At 63.1% G+C, this 19947-nt stretch carries 17 protein-coding genes; 9 read left to right on the top strand and 8 right to left on the bottom strand.

What is annotated here, in order from left to right:
* Nucleotides 1-538 precede the first annotated feature (538 nt).
* Nucleotides 539-1750, bottom strand: a complete 1212-nt coding sequence (locus tag QOC89_RS24785; RefSeq protein ID WP_323047427.1) for an MFS transporter — start codon at nucleotides 1748-1750, stop codon at nucleotides 539-541.
* A 389-nt stretch (nucleotides 1751-2139) separates the two neighbouring features.
* Between QOC89_RS24785 and xdhA the strand changes: the two genes are divergently transcribed.
* From xdhA to xdhC, 3 genes are all read left to right on the top strand, one after another.
* A complete protein-coding gene (gene xdhA / locus QOC89_RS24780) occupies nucleotides 2140-3669 on the top strand; it encodes a xanthine dehydrogenase small subunit (protein ID WP_323047426.1) in 1530 nt (509 codons plus the stop codon).
* Between the two features lie 102 nt (nucleotides 3670-3771).
* Nucleotides 3772-6138 (top strand): xanthine dehydrogenase molybdopterin binding subunit, encoded by a 2367-nt coding sequence (xdhB, locus tag QOC89_RS24775; protein WP_323047425.1) that lies wholly within the window; start codon nucleotides 3772-3774, stop codon nucleotides 6136-6138.
* Between the two features lie 153 nt (nucleotides 6139-6291).
* Complete coding sequence (xdhC, locus tag QOC89_RS24770; RefSeq protein WP_323047424.1) at nucleotides 6292-6858, top strand: xanthine dehydrogenase accessory protein XdhC; 567 nt, start codon at nucleotides 6292-6294, stop codon at nucleotides 6856-6858.
* Nucleotides 6859-6994: 136 nt separating this feature from the next.
* Here the strand turns inward: xdhC and QOC89_RS24765 are convergent, their stop codons facing one another.
* From QOC89_RS24765 to QOC89_RS24755, 3 genes are all read right to left on the bottom strand, one after another.
* Entirely contained in the window at nucleotides 6995-7957 is a 963-nt protein-coding gene (locus tag QOC89_RS24765) for a LysR substrate-binding domain-containing protein (protein WP_323047423.1), read from the bottom strand.
* A 230-nt stretch (nucleotides 7958-8187) separates the two neighbouring features.
* Nucleotides 8188-8832, bottom strand: coding sequence for a 2-hydroxychromene-2-carboxylate isomerase (locus QOC89_RS24760; protein ID WP_323047422.1), 645 nt, complete (start codon nucleotides 8830-8832; stop codon nucleotides 8188-8190).
* A gap of 123 nt (nucleotides 8833-8955) precedes the next feature.
* A complete protein-coding gene (locus QOC89_RS24755) occupies nucleotides 8956-10443 on the bottom strand; it encodes a TAXI family TRAP transporter solute-binding subunit (RefSeq protein WP_323047421.1) in 1488 nt (495 codons plus the stop codon).
* A gap of 815 nt (nucleotides 10444-11258) precedes the next feature.
* Between QOC89_RS24755 and QOC89_RS24750 the strand changes: the two genes are divergently transcribed.
* Nucleotides 11259-11606 carry a BON domain-containing protein gene (locus tag QOC89_RS24750; protein ID WP_323047420.1) on the top strand — a complete coding sequence of 116 codons (348 nt, stop codon included), beginning with the start codon at nucleotides 11259-11261 and terminating at the stop codon, nucleotides 11604-11606.
* 391 nt (nucleotides 11607-11997) lie between these two features.
* Nucleotides 11998-12246 (top strand): hypothetical protein, encoded by a 249-nt coding sequence (locus QOC89_RS24745; protein ID WP_323047419.1) that lies wholly within the window; start codon nucleotides 11998-12000, stop codon nucleotides 12244-12246.
* A 61-nt stretch (nucleotides 12247-12307) separates the two neighbouring features.
* On the opposite strand, the gene QOC89_RS24740 is transcribed toward QOC89_RS24745, so the two are convergent.
* The 3 genes from QOC89_RS24740 to QOC89_RS24730 all read right to left on the bottom strand — a co-directional run bounded on the left by QOC89_RS24740 (nucleotide 12308) and on the right by QOC89_RS24730 (nucleotide 14338).
* The gene (locus QOC89_RS24740) at nucleotides 12308-13096 is read right to left on the bottom strand and encodes a sulfite exporter TauE/SafE family protein (protein ID WP_323047418.1); all 789 of its coding nucleotides are present in this window, start codon (nucleotides 13094-13096) and stop codon (nucleotides 12308-12310) included.
* 160 nt (nucleotides 13097-13256) lie between these two features.
* A complete protein-coding gene (locus QOC89_RS24735) occupies nucleotides 13257-13679 on the bottom strand; it encodes a LysR substrate-binding domain-containing protein (protein ID WP_416340462.1) in 423 nt (140 codons plus the stop codon).
* Complete coding sequence (locus QOC89_RS24730; RefSeq protein ID WP_323047417.1) at nucleotides 13676-14338, bottom strand: LysE family translocator; 663 nt, start codon at nucleotides 14336-14338, stop codon at nucleotides 13676-13678. Before QOC89_RS24730 ends, QOC89_RS24735 begins: the two co-directional genes overlap by 4 nt.
* Nucleotides 14339-14658: 320 nt before the next feature.
* Here QOC89_RS24730 and QOC89_RS24725 point away from each other — a divergent pair, with 320 nt between their 5' ends.
* The 4 genes from QOC89_RS24725 (at nucleotide 14659) to QOC89_RS24710 (ending at nucleotide 19668) form a co-directional block, all read left to right on the top strand.
* Nucleotides 14659-15552, top strand: coding sequence for a LysR family transcriptional regulator (locus QOC89_RS24725; RefSeq protein ID WP_323047416.1), 894 nt, complete (start codon nucleotides 14659-14661; stop codon nucleotides 15550-15552).
* A 318-nt stretch (nucleotides 15553-15870) separates the two neighbouring features.
* Nucleotides 15871-16848 carry a hydroxymethylglutaryl-CoA lyase gene (locus QOC89_RS24720; protein ID WP_323047415.1) on the top strand — a complete coding sequence of 326 codons (978 nt, stop codon included), beginning with the start codon at nucleotides 15871-15873 and terminating at the stop codon, nucleotides 16846-16848.
* Entirely contained in the window at nucleotides 16845-18098 is a 1254-nt protein-coding gene (locus QOC89_RS24715; protein ID WP_323047414.1) for a CaiB/BaiF CoA-transferase family protein, read from the top strand. The genes QOC89_RS24720 and QOC89_RS24715 overlap by 4 nt, the downstream gene beginning before the upstream one ends.
* Before the next feature lie 91 nt (nucleotides 18099-18189).
* Nucleotides 18190-19668, top strand: a complete 1479-nt coding sequence (locus QOC89_RS24710) for an MFS transporter (RefSeq protein ID WP_323047413.1) — start codon at nucleotides 18190-18192, stop codon at nucleotides 19666-19668.
* 47 nt (nucleotides 19669-19715) lie between these two features.
* Here QOC89_RS24710 and QOC89_RS24705 read toward each other — a convergent pair.
* Nucleotides 19716-19947 (bottom strand): hypothetical protein (locus tag QOC89_RS24705; RefSeq protein ID WP_323047412.1); only part of this gene is annotated, 232 nt, incomplete at its 5' end.

Raw genomic sequence — 19947 nt, 5'->3', positions numbered from 1 at the left:
CGGAGAAGCGGAGAAGCGGAGAAGCGGAGAAGCGGAGAAGCGATACACGCCAACACACGGCGCTGAATGAAATATGATTGCGAAAACGCGGTGGTGGTTTCATGAAATGTGCATCGGCGCGCGGCGGCGCTGGTGCATATTGATTTATAGAAGAGAAGCCAATGGCTGACACGAATTTTGGGCGAAGGCGCTACATCTTTGTGATGTTCCGTTCCGCCGAGCACGCAGTGCGAGGCGGGAAGTATGACGGCCTTGTCACCAGGGCCGAATGTGCGAGGGCACGGATTCCAGATGCACCACTACTGTGGCTGTGCGGGGGACCCGCTTATGAGCTGGCGGGGTGAGCCGCTTTCTTTGCTTATCTTTCTTTGCGGCGGCAAAGAAAGTAAGTGCCGCCCCGCACAGGGGCAACACTAATAGACCAATATCAATTCAAGGAAAGGCCAAAAATGCAGTTCAAGGAAAGGCCAAAAACCCAGTTCAAGAAAAGCCCAACACCTTAGGCAAACAGCCAATAATCGCCGAGCGGGCAAAGAAATCAAGTCGCCGCAGGCGCGTTGGGCGCCCGCGAATACCGCAGATACATCATGGTCGACAACACGACTGCCAGCGCGGAAGCCACTGCGGCAAAAAGAAACACCTGCGCATACCCGAACTCCCCAGCGATATACCCGGCCAACGGCCCAGTAATCCCCAGCGAGAGATCAAGAAACACCGAATAAGCCGACAAAGCCGCCCCACGGCTAGCGGGTGGCACAAGCCCAACCGCCTCAACCCCAAGAGCCGGAAACACCAAAGCAAACCCAAACCCGGTCAACGCGGCCCCCGCAAGGGCAAGATGCGGCTCAGGCGCCAACCACAACATCAACAACCCAGCGCACTCAAGCGAAAACGACGCAATCGCGACCCGAAACCCACCATAAGCCTTGATCGTATTAGCGAACAACAACCGCGCGCCAATAAACAGCGTGCCAAAAACAGTCAACGACAAAGCCGCATTGGGCCAATGCCGCGCGGCATAAAACAGCGTGATAAACGTCGCGATCGACCCAAAGCCGGCCGAGCCGAGCGCCAACCCGATCCCATGCGGCAACACCCGCGTGAACACGCTCCGGTACGACATCCGCTCGCCATGCACGATCGGCACCGCGGCGATGGGCCGCGCCAGATAAAAACCGAGCGCCGCCAGCAGCATCACGAGAATGCCCAACGCGGCGAACCCAATGGAGTGCGCAATCGCCACCCCCAGTGGCGCGCCAATCGCGAGCGCGCCATAAGTCGCAATGCCGTTCCACGAAATCACCCGCGCATTGTTGCTCGTACCCACCCGGCCAATGCCCCACAAAATCGCGCCGGTGCCACACAGACTTTCACCGAAACCGAGCACGAGACGGCTGCACACCAGCAATCCCAGGCTCACCACGGGCCAACGCCCGCACAACACAGCCAGCAGCAACAACACCCCGCTCGCGCCGCAACCCAGTAAGCCGATCGACACCGTCCGCTTCGGCCCCAACGTATCCGCCGAACGACCCGCCAGCGGCCGCGATGCCAAGGTCGCCAGATACTGCACGCTGATCGCAGCGCCGGCCAGGATCGCGCTGTAACCGAGGTCGTCGTGGACGTAGCCAGGCAGCACCGCGAGCGGAATCCCGATCGTCAGGTAGCAAAGAAACGTGAAAAAGACGACCGGAATGATCTGCATGGTCGTCGCAAATTCGCTGCGAGGTGTCGCTGTGTCGGTGGACATGGGGAAAACGAGACTTGAAAACGGCGGAAAGGCGTGATTTTCCCATGGAACCAGTTCTCTTGCAGGGGTTGCTTAATAATTTCGGCGGCCAGAAAAAGGTGCCGGAGTCATATAGTGGATCGTTTTCTGCCCGCATGAGCGGTCTTTCCCTGCGTAGCGAATGAACGGACTAATGACGTTCGAGGCAATAAATTCGTAATTTCGAGAAAAAGACGGCAAAACGGCCATTCCAACATAAGTCAACCGCCTCCCAAATCCATCTCTATATCGTTCGGCGGATATGTCCCGCATGCGATCCCTGCTATGGGTTGGCTTTATTGACGGTGATAGTTTTCGAATCATCATCGCAGCACGTCCCCACGGACACAGAACATTCGAGAGTACGAGACATGACTGAGCCGATTCGCTTCTACCACCGCAACGCGATCCGTGAGATCAAGGACGCGCCCGTCACCCGCACCGTCCTGCAGTATCTGCGCGAGGATGTCCATTGCACCGGCACCAAGGAAGGTTGCGCCGAAGGCGACTGCGGCGCGTGCACGGTCGTCGTCGGCGAGCGCAACGCGGCGGGCGGGGTCGACTTCAAGGCGGTGAATGCCTGCATCCAGTTTGTGCCGACGCTGGACGGCAAAGCGCTCTTCACCGTGGAAGACCTGCGTCAGCCGGACGGCTCGCTGCATCCGGTGCAGGAAGCAATGGTGGAGTGCCACGGTTCGCAGTGCGGCTTCTGCACGCCGGGTTTCGTCATGTCGATGTGGTCGTTGTACGAAAAGCACGGCCACGAACATAGCTGCGCGAACAAAACCGTGCCGTCGCGCGACGCGATCAGCAACGCGCTGACCGGCAACCTGTGCCGTTGCACCGGCTATCGTCCGATCGTCGACGCCGCCGTGCGCATGTTCGAAGCGCCCGCGCCGAAAGCGCCGGTCAACATCGAAGCGCTGTCGAAAGCCCTCGCCACGCTCGAACGCAAGGACACGTTCCACTACGAGCATGCCGGCCAGCATTTCGCCGCGCCGCGCAGCGTCGACGCCCTCGCGAAAATCAAGGAAGCCGAACCGGCTACCCGCATCCTCGCCGGCAGCACGGACATCGGCCTGTGGGTCACCAAGCTGATGCGTGAGTTGGGCAACATCGTCTACGTCGGCCAGATCGCCGAGCTGCAAAAGCTCGAAACCAACCACGACTGGATCGAGATCGGTGCCGGCATCAGCGTCGAAAGGGCCTACGCGGAAATCGCGAAGCAATATCCGGAACTCAACGAAATGTGGCAACGCTTCGCGTCGCTGCCGATTCGCAACGCCGGCACGCTCGGCGGCAATATCGCCAACGGCTCGCCGATCGGCGATTCGATGCCGGGCCTGATCGCGCTCGGCGCGCATGTGATCGTGCGCGGCGGTGAGATCGAACGCGAAATGCCACTCGAGGATCTGTACCTCGCGTATCAGAAAAAAAACATGTCGGAGCACGAGTTCGTCGTCGGACTCAAGGTGCCGACGCGCACCGGCGCGCGCAAGAATCTGCAATTCCGCACCTACAAACTGTCGAAGCGTTTCGACTCGGACATCTCGGCCGTGTGCGCCGCGTTCTCCTTTATCGCCGACGGCAACGTGATCCGCGAGCCACGCATCGCATTCGGCGGGATGGCCGCCACCTCGAAGCGTGCGACGCACGCCGAAGCCGTGCTGCGCGATGCCGAATGGCACGAAGCCACGGCACAGGCCGCGATGCTCGCGCTCGGCAACGACTACGCGCCGCTGTCCGACATGCGCGCGACCAGCAACTATCGCCTTGAAGCGGCGAAGAACACGTTGTACCGCTTCTGGCTCGAAACGCGTCCGAACAATCCGCTGCCCAAAAGCGCGCTGGATGTTCGTGCAGTGGCCGCCGCATGTGCGCCGGCCGGCGTGAGCGCCTGAGACGCTGAAGAGCGCCCGCACTCTGGCGCCTACGCGCCGAGGTGGATAAGAAAACGTTGGGGCGGCCCAGCGTTCTCTTGAAAGAATACGGAGAACAAAGCAATGAATCAGCAAGCCGAACCGTTCCTGAAAGAGCTTCAGGATCTCGACGACTTTACTCAGGTCCACGTCTCGCGTCCGCACGAGTCCGCGCATCTGCACGTGAGCGGCCGTGCCACTTACACCGACGACATCCCGACGCTCGCCGGCACGCTGCATGCTGCGCTGGGCCTGTCGTCGAAAGCGCACGCGAAGATCGTCTCGATCTCGCTCGACAAAGTGCGCGCCACACCCGGCGTGGTCGCGATTTTTACGGCTGACGATATCCCTGGCGCGAACGACGTGGGCCCGATCGTCCACGGCGACGATCCGATTCTCGCCGACGGTATCGTGCAATACGTCGGCCAGCCGATCTTCATCGTGGTCGCGACTTCGCATGAAATCGCGCGGCTCGCCGCGCGCCGCGCCGAAGTCGTCTACGAAGAGCTGCCGGCGATTCTTACCGCGCAACAGGCCCGCGCCGCGAACCAGCACGTGTTGCCGCCGATGAAACTCGCGCGCGGCGAAGCCGGTTCGAAGATCGCCCGTGCGGCGCACCGCGAAGCCGGCGAGATGCTGCTCGGCGGCCAGGAGCAGTTCTATCTGGAAGGCCAGATTTCATACGCGGTGCCAAAGGACGACGACGGCATGCACGTCTATTGTTCGACACAGCACCCGACCGAAATGCAACACATGGTCGCGCACGCGTTAGGCGTGGCATCGCATAACGTGCTGATCGAATGCCGCCGCATGGGCGGCGGCTTCGGCGGCAAGGAATCGCAATCGGGGCTGTTCGCGTGCTGCGCGGCGCTGGCTGCATGGAAGCTGTTGTGCCCGGTCAAACTGCGTCCAGACCGCGACGACGACATGATGGTCACCGGCAAGCGCCACGATTTCCACTACACGTATGAAGTGGGCTACGACGACAACGGCGTGATCGACGGCGTCACGGTCGACATGACCTCGCGTTGCGGTTTCTCCGCCGACCTGTCCGGCCCGGTGATGACGCGCGCGTTGTGCCACTTCGACAACGCGTACTGGCTCTCCGACGTGACGATCGACGGCTTCTGCGGCAAGACCAACACGCAGTCGAACACCGCGTTCCGCGGCTTCGGCGGTCCGCAAGGCGCGTTCGCGATCGAGTACATCATGGACAACGTCGCCCGTTCGGTGGGCGAGGATTCGCTCGACGTGCGACGCCGCAATCTGTATGGCAAGACCGAGCGCAACCAGACACCGTATGGTCAGGTCGTCGAAGACAACGTGATTCACGAGTTGATCGACGAACTCGAAGCGACCAGCGAATACCGCGCGCGCCGTGCGGCGATCAACGAGTTCAATGCGAACAACGAAGTGCTGAAGAAGGGCCTGGCGCTGACGCCGGTCAAGTTCGGCATCGCGTTCAACGTGACCCACTTCAATCAGGCCGGCGCGCTCGTGCACATCTATACCGACGGTTCGGTGCTGGTGAATCACGGTGGCACCGAAATGGGCCAGGGTTTGAACACCAAGGTCGCGCAGGTGGTCGCGCATGAACTGGGCGTCGGCTTTAACCGCATCCGCGTCACGGCGACCGATACGAGCAAGATCGCCAATACGTCGGCGACCGCTGCATCGACCGGTTCGGACCTGAACGGCAAGGCCGCGCAAGATGCCGCGCGCCAGTTGCGCGAACGGCTGTCGGCTTTCGCCGCCGAGCGATTCGGCGCAGGGCAGGTAGCGGCTTCTGAAGTACGTTTCGTGCACGACCGCGTGGTGGTCGGCGAAGTGATCGTGCCGTTCGAAGAAGTGATCGCGAAGGCTTACATTGCGCGTATCCAGTTGTGGTCCGACGGTTTCTATGCAACGCCGAAGCTCTACTGGGATCAATCGAAGCTGCAGGGCCGGCCGTTCTACTACTACTCGTACGGCGCGGCCGTATCGGAAGTGGTGATCGATACGCTGACCGGTGAAATGCGCGTGCTGCGCGCGGACGCTTTGCACGACGTGGGCGCTTCGCTGAATCCGGCGCTCGACGTCGGCCAGGTGGAAGGCGCGTTCATTCAGGGCATGGGCTGGCTCACCACCGAAGAACTGTGGTGGAACGCCGGCGGCAAGCTGATGACGCATGCGCCGTCCACGTACAAGATTCCGACCGTCAACGATACGCCGCCGGATTTCCGTGTGCGCCTGTTCAGGAATCGCAACGCGGAGGACAGCATCCATCGTTCGAAAGCGACCGGCGAACCGCCGCTGCTGTTGCCGTTCTCGGTGTTCTTTGCGGTGCGCGATGCGGTGTCGGCCGTCGGCGACCACAAGGTCAATCCGCCGCTGAACGCACCCGCGACCAGCGAGGAAATCCTGAAGGCAGTCGGCGCGGTGCGGGCAGCGACCGCGGCGGCCCGGCAGTAACCGTTGCCATGAGCGCGTGACGCCGGAGAGGCTGCCGCGTCACGCCGGCAATCGCGAGAAACAGTGTGTGGCCGCCAGGATCGTGAGTACGGCAGGCAGAAACAATCACGCAAAATCTTTGTGCAACTATCGAAACCAACTGGAATGATCGCGATGAACGCCTCTTCTTCCGTTCAGATCGGCCGGCGTAGCGCCATCCCCGCACCGCGTCCGGCGCCGATGCATATCGTGCTGTTCGGCGCGGGGCACGTCGGCCATGCGCTCGTTACGCTGCTCGGCAGCTTGCCGTGTGTCGTCCAGTGGGTCGATGAGCGCGATGAACTGTTCCCCGACGAAACGCCGGCCAACGTGCAGGTCGAAGCGACCGACACGCCCGATGCGATTGTCGACACGGCGCCGCCCGGCGCGTATTTTCTCGTGATGACGCACAACCACGCGCTCGATTTTTCACTCGCCGCGCGCATCATGCGGCGGCGCGATTTCACCTACTTCGGCATGATCGGGTCGAAGACCAAGCGCGTGAAATTCGAGCGTCGTTTGCTGGATCGGGGTGTGGATCCGGATCGGCTGGCGGAGATGACGTGCCCGATCGGCGTGACCGGTATCGTTGACAAGGCGCCGGCGGCGATTGCAGTCGCGGTGTGTGCCGAGTTGCTGCAGATTCGTTCGCGCGAGGCGGTGGCGCGGGCGGTGACGCAGAAACTTTACGCGAGCGTGTGAGAAGGTAGAGCGAGGCACGTGGCGTAAGTCGTTCAACGTCAGGCTCGTCACTCGAATTGCTCAAGATAAATACGCGCTTCGTAAACCGCTCACTCGCGAAACTTCAATTCAAACGTCAGCCCGCCGCGGCTGACTTTTATTTTTTCAGCGCCCGTTTCCCGCGCCGCACCTTCTGCGCGACCAATTCATCCGACACGTGCGACATCAACGCACGCAACCATCCGACATCGCTCGGCCGATCCGGCTGCGGATGCCACAGCTGATAGCACTTGATGCGCGGAAACGGAATCGGCACGTCGACCACCGCGAGCGGCAGCATGCTCGCATAGTGCGCCGCAAAGCGGCGTGTCGTCGTGAAGATCAGGTCCGATTGCAGCAGCGTCTGCGGCACGAGGCCGAAGTAGGGCAGCGTGGCGACGATGCGCCGCTCGGCGCGGGCCCGCGCAAAGCCGATGTCGAGCGCGCCGCCGCGCGTGCCGCTATACGGCGTGGGCGCCAGGTGCGGCGCGGCGAGGTACGCCTCGCGCGTCATCGGCGTGCGGGTCAGCGGATGATCGGCGCGCATCATGCACACCACCGTATCGGAGAACAGATCGCTGCGTTCGAAGCGCGGATCGGGCTTCGGCCAGTTGCCGATCACCAGATCGAGTTCACCCGCATCGAGCGCGGCCGAATGGTCGAGCATCGGGCCGAGCGAATCGATTTCGAGGCGCGCATGCGGCGCCGCTTCGCGGAACTGCGCGATCACGGTAGGCATGAAGAAGTCGTTCAGATAATCCGGCGCGGCCACACGGAAGGTGCGGCGCGAGCGATCCGGATCGAAGTCGCCATGTGGCGTCGCCACGAAATCGACTTCGCGCAGCACGCGTTGCGCCGAGCTCAACAACGATTCGCCGTATTCGGTCGGCACCATGCCTGACTTGCCGCGCACCAGGATCGGGTCGTTCAGCGTCTCGCGCAGTTTGCGCAGCGCGGTGCTGATCGCAGGCTGGGTCTGATTCAGACGCAGCGCGGTTTGTGTGACGCTGCGCTCGACCAGCAGCGTGCGCAGCACGCGCACGAGCCAGATATCGAGGGAGGCGGCGGAGTCGTCGTCCATGCGAGTTGTTTAGGCGAGGCGATGCAAGCAGGTCGGGCCCGGGCCAGGCATCGTACGGAACCGCCCGCGAGCCAGATCGCGAGAGCGAGGCGCAATGGTTATAACCTTAGGCCCGTTTGCGGTCCGGCGGCATAGCGGGCGCGGTATGGCCGGCATCAGGACGGCGCTTTTGACGCAATTGCGTCTGCAACGGCATGGCTGTTTGCATGAATATTACGTTTTGCCTTCGCTCAAATGTCGGCGAGGCCGGAAGGCAGTGAACTGATGCGCTTCACTTCCTTCGAGTCGAGCCAGTTCGGCGTACGTGCGCAATACAGCACCATCGGCAATGCGTCTTCGCCCCAGAACAATTGATCGTTCAAGCGGAAGGTCGGCACGCCGTAGACGCCCAGACCGATTGCATCCGCAGTGTTGCGTTGCAGTTGCGCTTTCACTTCTTCGTTCTTGATCAGTTCCGGGCCGTCGGGCATGCCGACGCGCTCGCACAACTCGGCAAACGCCGCAGCACTCGACGGATCGCGGCCGTCGCGCCAGATGAAACGGAAAATCTCGCGCACGAAGGCGACGTCGCCCTTCGCCGCGGTGGCGAGCAGGAGCGGCTTCATCGACTCGAACGGATGGGCCGGCGGCATCTTGAATGGAATGCCGAGTTGCTCCGCGCGAAACAGCGCGTGGCGATACAGGAATGCGCGCTTTGCGGGCACGCTGTAGGCGGGCCGCTGGCCCCAGTGGCGATACAGGTCGTTCAGCACGACCGGTGTGAACGCAAAGTCGAAGCCCGGCCATTTGTCGTGTTGCTCGAGCAACAGGTACGTGAACGGCGAGACAAAATCGTAAAACCACAGCGGTTGCCTGGCGTCGATGCCAACGGTCATAAATCTCTCCCGGATTGCCTGTTCCGAACGGTGTCGTCTGCTAAACCGTCGGAATTGTAATGATCTTACGCGGTGCAGCCGCCGCTTGCACCCGTCAATATGATTTCAGGCTCGCGCGCATCGTTAAGCGGGACGATTGGCGGGCGACGCATCGGCCTCGGCGGCGCCGCGCGCTTCGGGCGATTCCATTGCGTCATCGGCTTTGCAAGCACGCGCTGCATCGGGCGGCTGCGGCCCCTCGCCGGGTTCGTCCGCCGCGTCGCGCCGAGCCTCGCGGTTGTGGGTCAGCCGCTCGCGCACGAAGCCAATGTGCTCGCGCAGCACATAGAACTGGTCCGCATAGGCGAGCGGCATTTTCAGACCGTTCACCGATTCTTCAATCGCATCGAGGCGCTCGATCAGCGCGGCGCGTTCTTCAGCCGAATGCTCGCTGAGCGCGCTGCGCTCGATCGCGATCAGCGCGCCGTACCAGCGGTAGATGCGCGATTTCACCCGCCACGCGTAGAGCGACGGCACGACGCGCAGCGCCGGAATCAGCAGCACGATCAGCGGCACCACGACCACCAGCAGCCGGTCCGCGAGACTCGCCAGCCAGAACGGCAGGACCCGGTAGAGAAAGCTCTTGCCTGACTTGTAGTAACGGGCGGCGTCGTCGCTGATCGGGAAATCGTGGGCGAGCGGTGCGGGGAATTCGCCGGCGCGCTGCATGATGTTCGCCTTGCCGTGGACCTCGCGAGCCGCTTCGATCAGCAGATCCGACAGCGCGGGATGCAGCGAGTCGCGCGCCACCAGCTCGGCGGTCGGCGCGACCATATGAATCGGCGCGGAGGGCAGATTCTTGCCGAGGTCGAACGCGCCCATCGGCATTTCGAGCTGCGTTAGATACGGAAAGCGCCGCGCGTAGGCATCGGCCTGGGTGAAGTCGTAGAACTGCACGTTCGGCGTGCGATAGAGCTTGCCCATCACCGCCGGTTGCGCCGAATCGCCGGCCAGAAATGCCGCGTCGACCTTGCCGGCGATGAGCGCGTCAGCGGCGTCGTCGCCCGAGAGCGGCAGCAGTTTGGTCGGGCCGCTGCCCGGCACGATGCCGTTTGCCTTGAGCAGCGCGAGCGCCAGTTCGCGCGTGCCGCTGCCTTCCGCGCCGACCGCGAGGCGCAAGCCCTTGAATTCGGAGAGCCGTGTGACCGTCGGCCCGTGATAGAAGATCGCCAGCGGCACGTACGCCACGCTGCCGAGCGACATCAAGCCTTCGTTCGGGCCCGGTGCGACACCGTCCTGCACGAAGCCGACGTCGACGTTCGACTTCGGGTCTGAGAGCCGCTTGAGATTCTGCAGCGAGCCTTCCGAAGACAACACGTTCAGCGTGATGCGGTTGCGCGCCAGAATCGTCTTGTACTTCTGCGCCGCGTTCCAGAAGGTGCTGCCTTCGGGGCCGGCGCTGATCGTCAGGGTACTGGGCGGAGCGGGCTGGATCAGGCGCACGGCGACCCAGATCGCCGCGGCGGCGATCAGCAGGAGCGGCCCGAACGAGACCGCCAGGTCGCGCCAGGAGATCGCCACGAAACGGGCGACGAGACGGGGAGGGGATTTGCGGCCGGTGGCTGGCTTCATCAGATGACGTGACGGCTACGGTCGAAAGTGAACCGGGTGGCGGCGCTCTGCGGCGCGCGAACCGGGGCGAGGCGCTCGCGCAGCGGCGGGCTGGCCGGCGCGAAAGACACACAGGACGCACGGCAACCGGCGTCGCGCCGATGGTACCTGAGAATAGCGCCGCGGCGGAACGTCCGGCCGGCGCGGGCGTGGTCAAACCCGTAACAATTCGTGAACGGGGCGTGCATGGCGCGTGGACGGCGCATGAGCGGCCAACGAAGGCCACAAACGGCCGGCGAACGGCCGATGCGACCGATGAACGACCGATGAACCCCCTATGAACCATCCAGGAGTCGCCGATGAGCTGCCATGAACCATCCAGGCGTCGCGCGCATGCCGCCCGTGTGCCGCCCAAGAGCCGCCCAGCCCCAAACTATGAACTCCGCATGAATAAACCCGATGAATGCCCTTGCCAACCCACCGGCCACGTCGAGGTACGACTAAACCCTTTGCGCTTCTGGCGCGGCTAGATTAAATTGTCGATCGCTGCCGCGAACATACGTTTGCGCGGCGTGACCCGGCATGACAGACAAGAACCGGGCGCGCTGGCGGACTTCGCGGCTTGCCGGCTCTTGTACCGCATTGCATGCGCGGCATCGCATGCAACTAACTATGCGGATACCTTCAGCCGGCCTCTTTCGCCTCTCGCACATCGTGTTACTGCCATAGTCGGCCGTTGCTGAGCCGCGCCTTCGCGCGCGAAGCATGGCCGCCGGAAGTCGTAACGAAGCCGCTTATACGTGCGGTCCAATGTGTAGCTAAGGAGAAAAGAAACTATGAAATCGGTCGGTTTTCTGAAAACGCTGGGCTCGGTCGTGGCAATGGTGGTGGCGTGCAATGTGTACGCGCAGGCAAGCGATGCAACGGGCACGACCGCGGCGCCGGCTGCAAGCACCAAGGCCACCAAGCACGCCAATACCCAACTGGGTCGCAAGGTGCGCAGCGCGATTGGCAAGGTGCAAGGCGTCGACGTCTCCAACATCGCCGTGCGCGCTCGCGGCGGTGCGGTGACCCTGACGGGTACGGTGCCCGACCAAGGCCAGATCGACTCCGCCGGCGAAGCGGCCAAGGGCGTCGCCGGTGTGACGTCGGTGTCGAACAAGCTGACCGTGATGCAGCAGTAAGTCGGCTGCCGTGAGCAGGCCGCGATAAGCGGCTTGCCGTCGGCGGCTCGCAACAAGAGTAACAAGCACAACAGGCGCACGAAGCACAACAGGCGCACGAAGCACAACAAGCGCACGAAGCACCGGCAAGCTCAAGGGTGCGCCGGCTGCCCGTCGCTATGTTTGAGTGTGATGAATAAGCGTGGCGCATGTCAGCGCAAGGGTTCCGGCTAGTAACCGGAGCCCTTTTTTCGTTTTTATTTTCCTGGCGATGCTTCATCAAGCGGCGCTAACGACTCTGCTCAGTGTTGGCGTCGAACGCCTGCACGGCAACGGCCCTTTTGTGTGCTGCGACACACAATTGACGCGTTCCGAAGCGTACTGTGGTGCAATCGGAACCGGAGTCAACGCCATGGAAACCACGCTTTTGCGCTATACCGATCTACCGATCGGCGATCGGGCGGCTTTCGAACTGGTGTGCGCGCGGCACGGCTTCGCGCCGGTGCATTTCGACATCAGCGCCCGTACGGATCCGCGCGATGCCACGCACGAGCGCCTCGTCACGATCCGGCGTGGCGGCTGGGCGCAGTCCTATCAGGACCATCACGGGCAATGGGTCAGACAGTTCGAGTCCGACCTGACGTGCAGATTCTTCAAATGAAGAGGGCGTGGGAGCGCCGGGTTTCTGGCGGCGCCCAAGACAGACAATTGAAGCCGCCGTTTCACGCCAGCACAAGGCGCGCGCCGACCAGCGTGAGCGTAGCGGCGAGCACGTTGCGCAGCAGCACCTCCGGTGCGCGCGACGACAGATAGCTGCCAATCGCAATCCCAGGCAGCGACCCCACCAGCAGCGACAACAGCATCGACCAGTCGATCGAACCCAGCAGCCAATGTCCCGCGCCCGCCAACAACGTGAGCGGGACCGCGTGCGCGATATCGGAGCCGACGATGTGCGTGGTCGGTAGCAACGGATACAGCAGCAACAACACCGTCACGCCGATCGCGCCCGCGCCCACGGACGTCAGCGACACCAGCACGCCCAGCACCGCGCCGGTCAGCATGGTGAGGGCGAGCGTACGGCCTTGCCTGGGCGCGCGTTGACGGCGCGCGCCGAGCGCCGCGAGTTGCGGGCGGAAAATCAGCGCGACGGCCGTCACCAGCAGGGCGGCGCCGAGCACGATCTGGATGAGCCGGCTCGCGCCCGGCGTGTCCATCCCGTAACGATGCAGCAGGATTAGCGTGATGGTCGCGGCGGGCACACTGCCGGCCGCCAGACGCAGGGTGATCTGCCAGTCGACGGAGCCTTTCAGACCGTGCACCAGCGTGCCGGTCGCCTTGGTGGCGGCCGCGTACAGCAGATCGGTGCCGACTGCGGTGGCGGGATGCACGTTGAATAGCAGGACCAGGATCGGCGTCATCAGCGAGCCGCCGCCGACACCCGTCATTCCGACCAGAAAGCCGACGAACAGGCCGGAGAAGGAATACAGCAGTTCGATGTGGGGTAGAGCCATTGAGCAGACCGCGGATGGTCGGGTTGGTTGGAGAGGTTCGGCGGCAAGGCCGGAGCGCGGATGCCTTCGAAAGCCGGCGAATGTCGGCGAACGCTTGGGCTGGGCGGCGCGGCGAAAGCCGCTATTGTCGCAAAACTGCCGCGTTCGCGTGCAAAGCGCGCTACGACGGGCCGTGCTGCGCCGCCTGCATCCGCTCGATCAGCGCCCGCACTTCGGGCCGGCTCTCGCCCTTCGCATGCACGAAATAGTATTTCAGCGGCGACGCGACTTCATGGCGGCTCACCCGCGCGAGACCGCTCCTGCGCAGATACGCGTCGGCGAACGGCACGCGCGCCAGCGCCACGCCGAGTCCCGCTTCGGCGGCGGCCAGCACCAGTGTGTAGTCTTCGAAACGGCGATCTTGCGCACGCGGCTTCAACGGAATCGCGAGCGCGTCGAACCACGCGCGCCAGCCGGTCACATCCGAGTCGTGCCACAGCGGCACATCGAGCAGCGCGGCATCGCCACGCTGCTCCTGCTGCTTCGCCAACTGCGCGGCGAGCGTGGGATGCGAAACTTGAGCATGCCGCTCGACCTCATTCAAAGCGCACGGCGAATCTCGACGATACCGAACGCTGCCAGCGTGAATCCGACAATCCGGTCGATCGCCACGCGTAGCTTGCTGCCGATCGCATGACGCGCGAGCGACACGACGGTCACGAGGAAACACCACCACGCGATCGACCCGCAAAATACGCCGCCGACGGTGGTCAATGCAATGCTCGATGAAAATGCGCCGCGCGGGGCGAGCGTCGTGAACAGTGCGGCGAACATGATGACGGTTTGGGGGTTGGTCAAGGTGAGCAGCAGCGAACTCGCATAGGCGCGCAGCGCGCCGGCGCGGCCTACCTGGGCGAGCTTGCTGTCACCGGTACCATTGCCATTGCCATTGCCATTGGCCGCATCTACGACGGGCGTTTTTTGCAGCAAGGCCCGCACGCCGAGATAAAGCAGAAACAGACCGGCAAGCAGATGCAAGGGGCGGTCGTAGGCCAGCATGAACTGCGAAATGCCGACCAGGCCAAGCGCCGCGATCAAACCATAAGCCGCATCGCCGGTTGCGATACCGAAGCCGATTGCGAGCCCTGCGCGCGGGCCGCCCGTCAGCGTGCGGCGAATGCATAGCATGCCCATTGGGCCGACCGGTGCGGCAATCGCGAGGCCGACGCCCGCGGAGGTGATGAAGAGACTGGCGGTGGACATGGGCAAGCCTTGATCGGTTGTTCTGTTTGGTGATGGGTTGCGTGCGCTGCGGTTTCCCGCGCGCGGGCCGGCGAGGCGACCTGCCCGCGCGTTCCCAAGCATAGCCAGATCGAAAATCCCGGGCAAGGCTATGGGGTTCAGACGAAGCGAACCCGCACCGCATCAAACGACATCATTTCGCAGACGATCCGCCTTCACAATCTGGCGCGCAATCAACGGCGCGAACACGCGCGCCGACCGTGGATACCCTGAAATGAACTCGGCCTCCGCCTTCCTCGGGCATAATTTTCCCACTTCAAACACCGGGTACCCGCTCGTTCATGTGGCAAATCGATCAGGTGACGTTGCGCTTGTTCATCGCCGTTTGCGAGGAAGGCACGATTGCGCGCGCGGCTGAACGCGAGTTCATCGCGCCGTCCGCGGTCAGCAAACGGCTCGCCGATCTCGAAGCGCTAGTCGACGTCGCGCTGCTCTCGCGCAGCCAGCGCGGCGTGCGCGCGACCGCCGCCGGCGAGGCGCTGCTCAGGCACGCGCGGCTCATCATGCGCGGCCACGAACGGTTGCAGGCGGAGCTCAGCGAATACGCGGCCGGCGCACGTGGTCACGTGCGGGTGCTGGCGAATGTGTCGTCGATGGTCGAGTTTCTGCCCGAAGCTCTCTCGGTGTTTTTGAAAGCCAACCCGCAAATTCGTGTCGATGTCGAAGAGCGCGTCAGCGCCGAGATCGTGCGCGGTCTGGAAGAAGGGGTGGCCGATCTCGGCATTTGCCGCGATGTGGTGCCGATGGGCAGTCTCGACGTGTTGCCCTATCGCTGCGATCATCTCGCGCTGATCGTGCCGCGCGATCATCCGCTGGCAAGAGAGGCGGTAGTCGGCTTCGAGCAGACGCTGGCATTCGACCATCTCGGGCTGGCATCGAACGCATCGGTGAACGCGCTGATGCAGCGCATTGCGGTGGAAAAGGGCAGCGAGCTCAACTATCGAACCTACGTGTCGACCTTCGACGCCGCCTATCGTTTCATCCAGGCGGGCCTCGCCGTCGCGATCCTGCCGAGCGAGGCGCTGCCCAGGCATGCTGCCGATGAATACGGCATCGTCGCCGTGCCATTGTGCGAAGCGTGGGCAGAGCGGCGCTTCGTGATCTGCATGCGCGACCGCAATGCGCTGACGCTGACGGCGTCGCATCTGCTCGATCATCTGTTGAAATCGGTTTGACCTCTCGCCGCGGGTGGCCTTTACCGCGCAACTCAAACGTGGTCTGAAAGGCCGCTCGGCGACCTTTCAGTTTTTCCACGGTCCCCGACTATTTCAGAGCGCGCCCGCAACGTCCTTCGGTTTGCCTGTGAAAAGCCCTTAAGGGTTTCCCCTTTGCAGCGCAACACGCCCGTCCTGCGTGTCTTTGCCGCCATCGCGAGCGGCGATGGAGTGCGTCGTCAACGCAGACTTTGCCGTGCGGTCGCGAGCGGGCACGCTGTCGCTCAACTGCTTCATTCCCTGCACTCCACGCAAGATTCAAGACCGGGATTCAAGACCATGAGTGACACCCAGGAGCGCGTCGTCGTGACCGAAGTCGGCATGCGCGACGGCCTGCAAAGCATCGCGCGCACGATGCCCACCGAGTTCAAGCGGCGCTGGATCGACGCCGCCTATGCCGCGGGCGTGCGGCATATGGAAGTCGCGTCGTTCGTGCCGGCGAAGTTGCTGCCGCAAATGGCCGACGCCGACGAAGTGATCGCCCACGCACTCACCTATGACGATCTGATCGTGACGGCGTTGGTGCCGAACCTGAAGGGCGCGCAACGTGCGCTGGAATCCGGCGTGCATCGGATCGTCGCGCCGATTTCGGTGAGCACGGCGCATAGCCTTGCCAATGTTCGCAAGACGCCTGCCGAGATGATCGAGTCATTTGCCGCGATGCGCGAACTGATCGATAGCACCGCTGGCGCGAATGCGCGACGCGTGGAATTGATCGCCGGATTGTCGACGGTGTTCGGCTGCACGCTGCAAGGCGCGGTGCCTTACGCCGATATCGTCCGGATCGCGCGCGCCGCGTTGCAGGCGGGCGCCGACGTCGTCGCGCTCGGCGACACCACCGGTGAAGCGACGCCGCGCCAGGTCGGCGAAATCATCGAACGGGTGCGAGAGGTGGCGGGAAGCAAGCTGCGTTCGCTGCATTTCCATGACACGCGCGGCCTCGGTCTCGCGAACACGCTGATCGCGCTGCAGCACGGCATCCGCGAATTCGACGCGTCGCTGGCCGGCCTGGGCGGCTGTCCGCATGCGCCGGGCGCGACTGGCAACGTGAACACGGAAGACCTCGTGTTCATGCTCGACAGCATGGGTTACGACACCGGCATCGACCTCGCCGGACTCATCGCGTCGCGCGACGTGCTCGCCGACGCGCTGCCTGGAGAACCGCTGTACGGTTATCTGGCGCGCGCCGGTTTGCCGAAGCAGTTTATTGCCGCTGCTCAACGTTTTGAACCTTCCGGATCACAGGTGCTGCAATGACTCCAGTTTCTTCTACGTCTGCGTCTTCCGTTCCTTCCGCACCTGCTTCGTCGGAGCAACCGGGCGCGTTGCCACTTGCCGGCCTTCGCGTAGTCGAGTTGTCGCATATGGTGATGGGGCCGACCTGCGGGATGATCCTGGGCGACCTCGGCGCCGAAGTCATCAAGGTCGAGCCGCCGCGCGGCGACGGTACGCGCCGTTTACTCGGCACCGGTGCGGGTTTTTTTCGCACCTTCAATCGCAACAAGAAGAGCGTCGCGCTCGATCTCGATAGCGAAGCGGGACTGGCCGCGCTGCACAAGCTGGTCGATACCGCTGATGTATTCGTCGAGAACTTCAAGCCGGGCCGTATGGCGAGCCTGGGTCTCGATTACGCTTCGCTGCGCGAGCGCAGTCCCAAGCTGATCTATGTCTCGCACAAAGGTTTTCTGAACGGCCCGTATGAACACCGTCTCGCTCTGGACGAAGTCGTGCAGATGATGGCCGGCCTCGCCTACATGACCGGACCGGTCGGCCGTCCGTTGCGTGCGGGCAGTTCGGTCAACGACATCATGGGCGGCATGTTCGGCGCGATCGGCGTGCTTGCCGCATTGCACGAACGGCATACGAGCGGACGCGGCAAGGAAGTGCAAAGCGCGCTGTTCGAAAACTGCGTGCTGCTTTCCGCGCAACACATGCAGCAGTTCGCCGCGACCGGCGTGGCCGCCGCGCCGATGCCCGAGCGCATCAGCGCATGGGCTGTCTACGACGTGTTCCGGCTCGCCAACGACGAGCAGATGTTCATCGCCGCGACCGGCGACGGACAGTGGCGTGCGCTTTGTGCGATTCTCGGCCGCGCGGATCTGCTGGCCGATCCGCGCCTCGCGACCAACAACGACCGCGTGCTGGCGCGCGAGTGGCTGCTGAAGACGCTCGGCGAAACCTTGAGTCGCTTCGAAGGCGCGGCACTCGTGCCACTGTTCGAACGCGACCACATTCCGTTCGCGTCGATCACGAAACCCGAAGACCTGTTCGACGATCCGCATCTGAACGAGAGCGGCGGCCTTGCGCGTTTGACCCTCGATGACGGCAGCGAAACCGCGATGCCCTTGCTGCCGATTTCGATGGACGGCGCGCGTTTGCAGCCGCGTCGGCCGATCGCGAAGATCGGGGAGCATACCGCGGACGTGCTGCGTGGGTTGGGGTACGACGAAGCGCAGATCGCGGCGTTGAGCGGCGGCATGGCGCAGTCGCCCGAGGAAGCTGCGTAAGCGTGGCGGTTGGTGGGGCGGCGCCCGAAGTGAGATGCGTCCGGTGGCCGGCGAGGTGGCATGTCCCGCAAGTGGACAAAGGAGACAGATGATGAAATCGTCGAATCAGGCGGTGTATGTAACAGCGGTCGGCGCTGCCGGCGCGCTGGGTGACGTGCCCTCAGGCGCATCGGCAAGCGGACGCGCGGAACAGATCGCGCTGGACGGCGCGCGCATTTCCGCGCGGCTCGACCGCTTGCCCGCGACGCGCTCGATCTGGCAACTGGTGATGCTGTTGAGCCTGGGCCTTTTCTTCGAGCTGTACGACCTGATGTTCTCCGGCTACATTGCGCCGGGCCTCGTGCGCAGCGGCATTCTGACCGCGACGACGCATGGCCTGTTCGGCACCAGCGGCGTGGCGAGCTTCATCGCGGCGTTATTCGCGGGCCTGTTCATTGGCACGGCGGCATGCGGTTTTCTCGCCGACCGTTTCGGCCGACGCGCGATCTTCACATGGTCGCTGCTGTGGTACACCGCGGCCAACATCATCATGGCGTTCCAGGACACGGCGCTCGGGCTCAATCTATGGCGCTTCATCGCGGGGATCGGGATCGGCGTGGAGATCGTGACGATCGGCACGTACATCTCCGAGCTCGTGCCTAAGCATGTGCGCGGCCGGGCGTCGGCGTTTTCGCAGGCGGTCGGTTTCTGCGCGGTGCCGATTGTCGCGTTTCTCTCGTATTTGCTGGTGCCGCACCGTTATTTCGGTCTCGACGGCTGGCGTCTGGTCGTGCTGACTGGCGTGATGGGCGCGATCGTGGTGTGGTGGATTCGTCTGCGTTTGCCGGAGAGCCCGCGCTGGCTCGCACAGAAAGGCCGCATCGAGGAAGCCGATGCGGTGATGAAGCGGCTTGAAGCACGCGTGGAACGCGAATATGGACGGCCTTTGCCGGAGCCGGCGTCACCCGAACCGGTGCGCGCGCGTGCAGCGTTTCGCGATCTGCTGGTGCCGCCTTATCGGAAACGCACGCTGATGCTGATCATTTTCCATGTGTTCCAGACGATGGGTTATTACGGCTTCGCGAACTGGATTCCGATTTTGTTGATCAAGCAGGGCATTACGGTGACGACCAGTTTGATGTACGCGAGCGTGATTGCGATTGCAGCGCCGCTCGGGCCGTTATTGGGAATGCTGATTGCCGACCGCTTCGAGCGTAAGACGGTGATTATCTGCATGGCGGGGGTGAACGTAGTGTGCGGGCTGTTGTTCAGTCAGGCGCGGGAGACGGTGTTGCTGGTGAGCCTGGGTGTTTGCCTTGTGCTGGCGGGCAATATTATTTCTTATAGCTATCACGCATATCAGGCGGAGCTGTTTCCGACCAGTATTCGCGCGAGGGCCGTGGGATTTGTTTATTCGTGGAGCCGGATTTCGGCGATGTTTTCCGCGTTTGTGATTGCGGGGTGTTTGAGCCGGTTCGGCGTGGGCGGGGTGTTTGTGTTTATTTCGGGCGCGATGGTGGTTGTCATGCTGGCCATCGGGATGCTTGGGCCGAAGACGCGGGATGTCGCGTTGGAGGATATCTCGAAGTAGGTGTTGGGGCCCGCCTGGTGGGGCGGGCTTGCTCGTTTAGCGCGTCTTTAGTGCTTCTTCTGGGTTGCCGAGACGGTCGGCGCCACGCGGATCGGCGGCGCGCCCGACGGCGTGGTGGCCGGTTGAGGCTTCTTCGCCTGTTTCGGTTTCTTTACTTCGCGGTTACTGCGCATTTGACCTTTTGCCATGATGGACTCCCCAGTAGGCTTTTGTCGCTCCGCGACGGAGCAGTAAGGTAGTGTGCGCTGGAATTTGCCTTTTATGGGGGAGTTTTTGTTT

It is taken from the genome of Paraburkholderia sp. (genome assembly GCF_034668105.1).
In the GTDB taxonomy this organism is placed as follows: domain Bacteria; phylum Pseudomonadota; class Gammaproteobacteria; order Burkholderiales; family Burkholderiaceae; genus Paraburkholderia.
This window is presented reverse-complemented; position numbering and strand designations above follow the sequence as displayed.